The 8253-nt window shown below is 62.6% G+C and carries 8 protein-coding genes; 7 read left to right on the top strand and 1 reads right to left on the bottom strand.

Features of this window, described 5'->3' with window-relative positions; all coding sequences use genetic code 11:
• The coding region (locus LJE93_12530) for a hypothetical protein (protein MCG6949729.1) at nucleotides 1-215 on the top strand (215 nt) is incomplete at its 5' end.
• Nucleotides 212-1501, top strand: coding sequence for a cation:proton antiporter (locus LJE93_12525; GenBank protein ID MCG6949728.1), 1290 nt, complete (start codon nucleotides 212-214; stop codon nucleotides 1499-1501). The genes LJE93_12530 and LJE93_12525, both read left to right, overlap by 4 nt.
• 48 nt (nucleotides 1502-1549) lie before the next feature.
• Here LJE93_12525 and LJE93_12520 read toward each other — a convergent pair whose 3' ends face one another.
• A complete protein-coding gene (locus tag LJE93_12520) occupies nucleotides 1550-2698 on the bottom strand; it encodes a hypothetical protein (GenBank protein MCG6949727.1) in 1149 nt (382 codons plus the stop codon).
• Between the two features lie 186 nt (nucleotides 2699-2884).
• Here LJE93_12520 and dnaX point away from each other — a divergent pair, with 186 nt between their 5' ends.
• From dnaX to tkt, 5 genes are all read left to right on the top strand, one after another.
• On the top strand, nucleotides 2885-4270 hold the full coding sequence (gene dnaX / locus LJE93_12515; GenBank protein ID MCG6949726.1) for a DNA polymerase III subunit gamma/tau: 1386 nt from the start codon (nucleotides 2885-2887) through the stop codon (nucleotides 4268-4270).
• Nucleotides 4257-4904, top strand: coding sequence for a recombination mediator RecR (gene recR / locus LJE93_12510; protein ID MCG6949725.1), 648 nt, complete (start codon nucleotides 4257-4259; stop codon nucleotides 4902-4904). Before dnaX ends, recR begins: the two co-directional genes overlap by 14 nt.
• A gap of 120 nt (nucleotides 4905-5024) precedes the next feature.
• Nucleotides 5025-5513: a roadblock/LC7 domain-containing protein gene (locus LJE93_12505; GenBank protein MCG6949724.1), complete on the top strand. Its 489-nt coding sequence runs from the start codon at nucleotides 5025-5027 to the stop codon at nucleotides 5511-5513.
• Nucleotides 5510-6094, top strand: coding sequence for a gliding-motility protein MglA (locus LJE93_12500; GenBank protein ID MCG6949723.1), 585 nt, complete (start codon nucleotides 5510-5512; stop codon nucleotides 6092-6094). The genes LJE93_12505 and LJE93_12500 overlap by 4 nt, the downstream gene beginning before the upstream one ends.
• A 107-nt stretch (nucleotides 6095-6201) precedes the next feature.
• A complete protein-coding gene (gene tkt / locus LJE93_12495) occupies nucleotides 6202-8217 on the top strand; it encodes a transketolase (protein MCG6949722.1) in 2016 nt (671 codons plus the stop codon).
• Nucleotides 8218-8253: the final 36 nt, after the last annotated feature.

Raw genomic sequence — 8253 nt, 5'->3', positions numbered from 1 at the left:
GAGATGTTGGTGTCCGGAACGCGGGTCTGGGGCTCGGCCTGCTGCCCCAGGGTGAACTCGCGCTCGGTCTGTTGGTGGCAATGGTGAGCTTTTTTCCCGAGACCGGAGGGGTTCTCGAGGCTGTGGTCGTCGCCATCATCTGCAACAACCTCATCGCGGTGGCGTGGATGCGCCGCACCCTGGTGACTGCAAGTTCCGAGGTCAACGCCCCATGAGGTGGGCTCTTTTCCTGGTGCTGGCGGCGTTCAGCTGGGCTGCGCGCTTGATGGGTGAGGTGGCGGTCGATGATCCGGCCGGTTCTGCGCTGCTGGCTCTCGGTTGCGTGGTCATCGGAGGCGTGCTCAGCGGTGAGCTCGCGGTGCGTGTCAGGCTCCCTCGAATCACAGGGTACCTTCTGTTCGGTATGGCTGCAGGTCCTCACGCTCTTGCGTTGGAAACGGCACGAGATGCCCGGCTTCTGCGCCTTTTCGAGGATCTTGCCCTCGGCCTCATCGCTCTCACGGCCGGGGGGGAATTTCGCATCGACGTCGTCCGCAGAAATCTGAGATCGATGGTCGCCATCACGGCCGCCCACACAGTCGGCATTCTCGTGCTGGTTGCTAGCCTGCTCTGGGTGCTCCTGGGGGCGATCCCGTTCTTTGGTCCTGCCACCGGTGCTGAGATGTTGGCCGGGGTCGCCCTGCTCGGAGTGATCGCGGTCGCAGTATCACCCGCGACCACGATCGCCGTCGTTTCCGACCTTCGCGCTCGAGGCGAACTGGTGGAGACGGTCCTCGGGGTGACGATCGTCAAAGATCTCGTGATCATCCTCCTGTTCACCGTCGTCAGCACACTCGCCGTTTCGTGGATGGGTGGCGGCTCGGTGGAGCTTGGTGTTTTCCGACACGTTGCGATGGAGGTCGGTGGGTCGCTGGTCATCGGTGGGCTTCTCGGCCTGATGCTCGGCCTGTATCTCGTCGAGGTTGGACGTATGGCGCCGCTGACCGTGATTGCGCTCGCCCTCGCCTCGGCAGAACTCGGCAGAGGATCCTGGGTAGAGCACCTGCTCGTATGCATGGCGGCGGGCTTCGCCGCGCGCAACCTCTTCCCCCGTGTGGCGGGCCAGTTTCTCGATGCCCTCGAGCAGTCGTCGACGCCGATCTATGTGGTCTTCTTCGCGCTGGTTGGCGCCGGCCTGGATCTCGGCGTCTTCGCGTCCGTCTGGATAACGGCGGTGGTCTATGTCTGTGTCCGTCTGGGGGCGGTCTGGCTGACGACGCGGTACCCCGCCATGGTCGCCGGCGCGGGGCGCGAGGTCGTGCGGTACGGGTGGATGGGATTCGTCGCCCAGGCGGGCCTCTCGCTGGGGCTGGCGGCGCGCATTCAACGAGAGGTGCCGGACATCGGCGAGACCGTGGCCGCCCTGGTGGTCGCGGCGGTGGTGGTCAATCAACTTCTCGGCCCCGTCCTTTGGGAGCGCGCGATCGTGGCCGCGGGTGAGGACGGAACCGCCCGAGCATGAAAAGGGCCGCCCCGGAGGGCGGCCCGTGAATTCACGTGAAGTGGCAGATCAGTTGCTCTTGCCGCCCTCGAAGGTCTGGGCTGGGAATTCGCCATTGCAGCCCGCGTCGTCGCCGCTGAAATTGGAGCCGACCACTTCGACTGTCCCGCTAAAGCCGAGGCCGTCATTCAACGTAAAGGTCACGGTCCACGTCATTTGGCTATTGTCGTCCCAAGTGTCGGTGAAGGAGATTCCCGAGACGAAGTCCTCGACCGGGGTCGGGGGCATTTCGAAACCCCACGGGAAAATCACAGGGCACGCAAAATTGTCTTCGTTATCTAACTTGTCATAGTTGGTGTAGGTGCCGTAGATCGCTTCGACGATGCCGTTTTCGATCACCAGATTGCCGCCCGAGGCGTACCCCAGGCTGTCGTAGATCGCGAACTGGTAAGTACCGTCGACCGAACCGGCTCCGGCGCCGAACTCCTGCTCGAGGGTGGTCGGATCGAGGCTCCGGCGGTCGACCTTCGAGCCGAGAATCACCATCGAACCGGCCCCAACCCGGACCAGAGCGGTCCCATTCTCGAACGAGGCCAGGTCCCACAGGTTTTGGACGGAGGAAAGCCATGGCTCGTAGGGTTGGAGGACGACATTCTCCGTGTCGAGCAGCGCGCCGCTGGGATCGAGGAGATCGATGTCGACGGTGGCGCCGTTGGCGCCGGCCAGGGCGAAGAGGTTGGTGTAGAAATCGTCCGTCAGGACGACCCCGGTCAAATTCGTGGATTCTCCGGCAGCCGTGGCGGCCGATGCGGGAATTGCCTCGAACCCGGAACCGTAGGTGCCGTCGGGATCGCCGGCGCCGGTGAACACGATCAGGTTGGCGGTCACCACCCCTCCCATTGCGACAATGCGAAAGGCCCCTTCCGCTCTGTTGAAACCGAAGTTGTTGTGCAGCACGTCGTCGAGGATCAGGGTCTCTCCCGCGCCGACATTGAAATTCCGGAAGGCTGGATTCGGGTTGGCCTGGCCGCGTTCGAGCCACATCACGTTGACGGACACGGATGCATCGCCGGGATTGTTGATATACAGATCGGCAATCCAGCGGTTGGTGCGTGCGGCCCCGGCGATCAAGAGATCGTCGCTGGGCGAGATCGCGCCGACCTGGGACGCCGCCAGCAGGACGGCGAGGCACATGACGGTAAGAGCTGAACGATTCATCGGAGACCTCCTTGGTCGTATCATCGGGTCGCAATCTGACAGACGATAACAAAAACAAGCCAATATGTACCGCGTATTTCCATGATTGTCAGTGAAAGCATACGAGAAACCCCTGGAAAAGTAGGCTGAAGGACTCGGTGGCGCCCCGCCACCGCAGCAATCTCCGGGATCGGATAAGATGCCCGGATGACCTATCAGGTACTCGCGCGCACCTGGCGGCCGCAGAAGTTTTCCGAGCTTTTCGGCCAGGATGCCGTCGTCCAGACCCTGTGTAACGCCCTCGATTCCGGGACATTCGGCCAGGCTTACCTGTTTTCCGGGTTGCGTGGCGTCGGTAAGACCACCGCCGCCCGCCTGTTGGCCAAGGCTGTCAACTGCGCGGAGGGCCCAACAGCGGAGCCCTGCGGCACGTGCGACTCCTGCCGGGAGGTGGTCGAGGGATCGAGCATCGACGTCATCGAGATCGACGGGGCTTCCAACCGCGGTATCGACGACGTACGGGAATTGCGCGAGCTCCTTCAGTTCCGCCCGACCAGAGACCGGTTTCGCGTCATCATTGTCGACGAGGTCCACATGTTGACGCGCGAGGCCTTCAACGCGCTGCTCAAGAGCCTTGAAGAGCCGCCGCCGTACATTCTCTGGATCTTTGCCACGACCGAGCGGCTCAAGGTCCCGGACACCATCCAGAGCCGATGCCAGCAGCTCGAATTTCGGCCTGTTGGAGCGGAGCTGATTCGTGGCCGTCTCGAGGAGATCGCGGCCAGCGAGGGTTTCACTCTGACCCCTTCCGCCGCGGCTTCGATCGCCGCCGCATCGGACGGGAGCGTCCGCGACGCGCTTTCGCTGCTCGATCAACTGCGCGCGTTCGCGGCGGACGAAGTTGATGATGAGGCCGTAGCAGCGATTCTCGGTGTCCCTCCGATCGAGGTAACTGTTGGACTGGTGGGCGCTCTGGCGGAGGGCCGAATCGGCGACGGCCTGGCGCTCCTCCGCGAGCAGCTTGCAGCAGGCCAGGATCCATCGGTGCTGTATCGGGAGGTCGGTCGCACCCTGCGAACCGCCCTCTATCTGGCGATCGATCCGAAGCTCGCTCCGGTCATATCAGATTCACATCGAAGACTGTTCAGCAGCCTTGCTGACGGGCTCGGAGAAAACGCGCTCGGCCGGATGCTCGGGCTGTGGCTCGACCATGAGGCGTTGCTGCGAGGGGCCGGAAACCGCGAGGTGGCACTCGAGGTAGCATGCCTCCGGCTCGCCCGATGGCCGTCGGTGCGCCGGGTCGAAGATTGGCTCGGGGGATCCGGCGCTGCTGATCCGGATGCCGGAGCAGGCGCGGCCGGTTCGGGCTCCGAACGTGGTCCCGGTTCGCAGGCTGGGCGGACGTCGGCCGTACCCGGAACATCTGCCACGGAGGAGGGCGCGGCACGGGAACAGGTGCCCGACGCTGAGGGAACACAACCGGACGATGCCGTCTTGACGAAGGAAGCCGGTGCCGACCCCGGCGTGATTCTCGCGACCCGGATTCTCGGAGGAGAGGTTGTAGCGGTGCAATCGGACGGTGACGGCTCGTGAAGATGAGGATGTCGCACATCCTCCGGAGTCACTGATGGATTTGCGGCCACCGATCGTCCGGTCACTCCTGGAGCATCTCGAGCGTCTCCCAGGGGTCGGTCCGCGGACTGCACAACGCCTCGCAGAACATCTGTTGACCATCGACCCGGTTGAAGTCGCTGACTTCGCACGGGTCCTTCACGAGATCCGTCAATCCGTAGGTTTGTGCTCGAGGTGCTCATTGCTGACGGAGGATGACCCCTGCGCGGTGTGCACCGATCCAAGCCGCGATCGCGGCGTGATCCTGGTTGTCGAGGAGCCGACGACCGCCTGGGCTGTGGAGGCAACCGGAGAGTTCCGCGGCCTTTACCACGCGCTGCTCGGCCATCTTTCCCCACTTCACGGTGTCGGTCCGGAGGAGCTGACAATAGATCGGCTGGAAACGCGCTGCAGGTCGGGAGAGGTGAATGAGGTCATCCTGGCTACTGACCCGACGGTCGAGGGCGAGACCACCGCGCTTTACATAGCAAGGCGGTTGCAGCCGCTTGGTATTGCCGTGAGCCGCCCGGCGTCCGGCATCCCGATTGGTGGTGAGGTGGCCGCAGTGGATCGTGTGACTCTCGCTCAGGCGCTCCAGCTACGGCGCAAGGTGTAGGCTCCATTTTCCAGAAAATGCGGGGTTTATGACTACCCTCGAGGGGCAGGGCGAAATGCGTCCGGCTTGCCTCGAAGGACCGGTTGGGTTTAGAATTGAGACTACTGGGAGCGTAACGGATTGAATACGTCTTTTGTCATGTACGAGGAGGAGTTCGAGCGAATCAAGCATCTCCTCAACACGCTGCGGATGGATGCCTCCGCGAAAATCGTGTTTCTGGTTGACAAGAACGGCCAGCAGATCGCGGGCGCCGGCGAGGTGAACCTGGTCGATAGCACCTCTCTGGCATCGCTCACCGCTGGCAATGTAGCCGCCACAGATGGCCTTGCCAGGTTGATCGGCGAGAAGGAGTTTTCGATCCTCTTCCACGAGGGACGGAAGGACAATATTCACATCTCGATCGTCGGCCAGAAGTTGATTCTGGTCGTCATTTTCGACGAACGCTCGTCGCTCGGCCTGGTCAGACTTCGGGTGCGCAAGGCGTCGGCCGATATTGAACGGGTGCTCAACGAAATGGATTCCAAGGCTCAGGTAGTCGGTTCCGTGGAGGCCGCTTCGCCCTTTGCAGAAATCACTGACGACGATATCGACGCTCTGTTCTCCGAATGAGCTTCATCAATTACGCCGCCCGTGAGATCAACGTCAAGATCGTATTTTACGGTCCTGGCCTGTGCGGTAAAACAACCAATCTCCAGTACATCTACGAAAAATCCAGCCCGCAGCAGAAGGGCAAGCTGATATCTCTCGCGACCGAAACTGATCGGACGCTCTTCTTCGATTTCCTGCCGCTCGACCTCGGAGCGGTGAGAGGGTTCAAGACGCGGTTCCACCTCTACACGGTCCCCGGACAGGTCTTCTACGATGCCAGCCGCAAGCTCATCCTCAAGGGTGTGGATGGTGTTGTGTTTGTCGCCGACTCGCAGGAGGCGCGGATGGATGCCAACGTCGAGTCGCTCAGAAATCTCGAAGAGAACCTCGCCGAGAACGGCTTCGAACTCAAGACCATTCCGTACGTGCTGCAATTCAACAAGCGAGACCTCCCGAGCGCAATGTTGGTCGATGACATGTATCGCCTCCTCAATTTCAAGGGCGAGCCGACCTTCGAGGCAGTGGCTACCAAAGGGATCGGCGTATTCGAGACCCTCAAGGCGGTGGCCAAGCAGGTTCTGTACGAACTCCGGAGCCGCTGAGCACCATAGCCGGTCAGCATCAAATCTCGACACGAAAGCACGATGTCAGAATCCAAACCGGCAGTGGTAGGCTGCCGGTGGCGGAGAGTCCCACACGAGGAGGAGCCGTGTCCCACCACTTTGATGAGGTCGATCAACTCGCGGTGACCACCATCCGTACGTTGGCGATAGACGCCGTCGAAGAGGCCAACTCGGGACATCCGGGAGCGCCGATGGGACTCGCCCCGGTTGCCTTTGTCCTGTTCTCGAAATTCCTCAAGCATGATCCGGCAGATCCCCAATGGCCGGATCGCGACCGCTTCGTGCTCTCCTGCGGTCACGCTTCGATGCTGCTCTACAGCGTCCTCCATCTCATGGGGTATGACCTCGACCTCGAAGACATCAAGAACTTTCGCCAATGGCAATCGAAGACCCCCGGCCACCCTGAGATCGGAGTGGTGCCAGGCGCCGAAATGACAACCGGGCCACTCGGCCAAGGTGTTGCTACGTCGGTCGGAATGGCCCTTGCGGAAGCCCATCTTGCTGCAACCTTCAATCGCCCCGGTCATGCGGTGGTCGATCACCGGACATGGGTAGTGTGCTCAGACGGCGACCTCATGGAGGGCGTGAGCGCCGAGGCGGCGTCGCTTGCCGGGCATCTCCGTCTCGACAAGTTGGTGTGGATCTGGGATGACAACCGCATCACGATCGAGGGGAAAACGGATATCACGCTCTCGGACGACATTCCCGCCCGGTTTCGCTCTCATGGCTGGCGGGTTCTGGAGGTCCAGGACGCCAACGATTTCGAGGCGCTGGCCGAAGCCTTCGAGACCGCAAAGTCCGGGGGAGGGAAACCGACTCTGATCAGGGTGCGAACTCACATCGCGTACGGCGCGCCGACCAAGCAGGACACGGCCGGAGCTCACGGTGCGCCGCTCGGGGCGGATGAGGTCCGTGCTACCAAGGCCGCATACGGGTGGCCACATGAGGAACGCTTTTTCGTGCCACCGGAAGTTCGCGAGCATTGCCGGCAGGTCGGTCAACGGGGGAAGGAACGGCGGAGCGACTGGGAGGAGAGGTTGTCAGACTGGATGGCATCGGAACCGGAGTTGGCCGCTGAGTGGGAGAGACGGCTGGACCGGCGACTGCCGGGATCGTGGTCCGATGCGCTGCCAACCTTCGATGAAGGTGCCAAGGTCGCCACCCGCTCGGCCTCGGGAACCGTACTGAATGCAATCGCCGAAAAACTGCCCGAACTCATCGGCGGGTCCGCCGATCTCGCGCCTTCGAACAAGACCTTCATCTCCTCGAGCGGGGTACTCCAGGCCGATGCGCTCGCCAACCGCAATCTGCGATTTGGAATTCGCGAGCACGCGATGGGCGCGATCCTCAACGGTCTTGCCCTGCACGCAGGTGTGCGCCCCTATGGCGGGACATTTCTCGTCTTCTCCGACTATCTGCGTCCCGCCATCCGCCTCGCAGCACTCATGGAGCAACCCGTGATTTACGTGTTCACACATGACTCGGTGTGGGTGGGGGAGGATGGCCCGACACACCAACCGGTCGAGCACGCGATGGCGCTTCGCACAATTCCTGACCTCGTCGTGTTGCGTCCTGCAGACGCCAACGAAACGGCAGCGGCCTGGAAGGTGGCGCTCGAACGGACCCACGGCCCGACCGCGCTCCTTTTGAGCCGCCAAGGCCTGCCGACACTCGAGGGTGCCCGTCAACATGGGCGTGAGGGCGTGGCGCGAGGGGCGTACACGATTGTCGATGCGGTGGACCAACCTCCGGCCATCGTGCTGATCGCGACAGGCGGCGAGGTGAGCCTGGCCGTCGATGCTGCGCGCCAGCTCGCGGATCGTGGCATCGGGACGCGTGTTGTCTCGTTGCCCTCATGGGAGCTTTTCGCCGAGCAGTCCGAGGCATACCGGCGGGAAGTCCTGCCGCCAGGTATCCCGCGATTGGCGGTGGAGGCGGGCGTGACGCTCGGGTGGCGGGACGTCGTCGGCGACAGCGGGTCGGTCATCGGGATTGACCGCTTCGGCGCCTCGGCGCCCGGGGCCGAGGTGGCCGAGAAGCTCGGATTGTCAGCCGAAGCGCTCGTGGGGGAGGCGATACAGTTGTTGGGAGGAGGAAGCTGACGCTTTCTCGATCTGAACGGAACGAGATCACGGAGA

The sequence above is a fragment of the Acidobacteriota bacterium genome, assembly GCA_022340665.1.
Lineage (GTDB): Bacteria > Acidobacteriota > Thermoanaerobaculia > Thermoanaerobaculales > Sulfomarinibacteraceae > Sulfomarinibacter.
The sequence above is the reverse complement of the archived record's forward strand: the minus strand, read 5'-3'. Positions and strand labels throughout refer to the sequence as shown.

Coding starts and splice junctions, on each gene's coding strand:
- LJE93_12525 (MCG6949728.1), top strand. CDS start 212: ATGAGGTGGGCTCTTTTCCTGGTGCTGGCGGCGTTCAGCTGGGCTGCG.
- LJE93_12520 (MCG6949727.1), bottom strand. CDS start 2,698: ATGAATCGTTCAGCTCTTACCGTCATGTGCCTCGCCGTCCTGCTGGCG.
- dnaX (MCG6949726.1), top strand. CDS start 2,885: ATGACCTATCAGGTACTCGCGCGCACCTGGCGGCCGCAGAAGTTTTCC.
- LJE93_12500 (MCG6949723.1), top strand. CDS start 5,510: ATGAGCTTCATCAATTACGCCGCCCGTGAGATCAACGTCAAGATCGTA.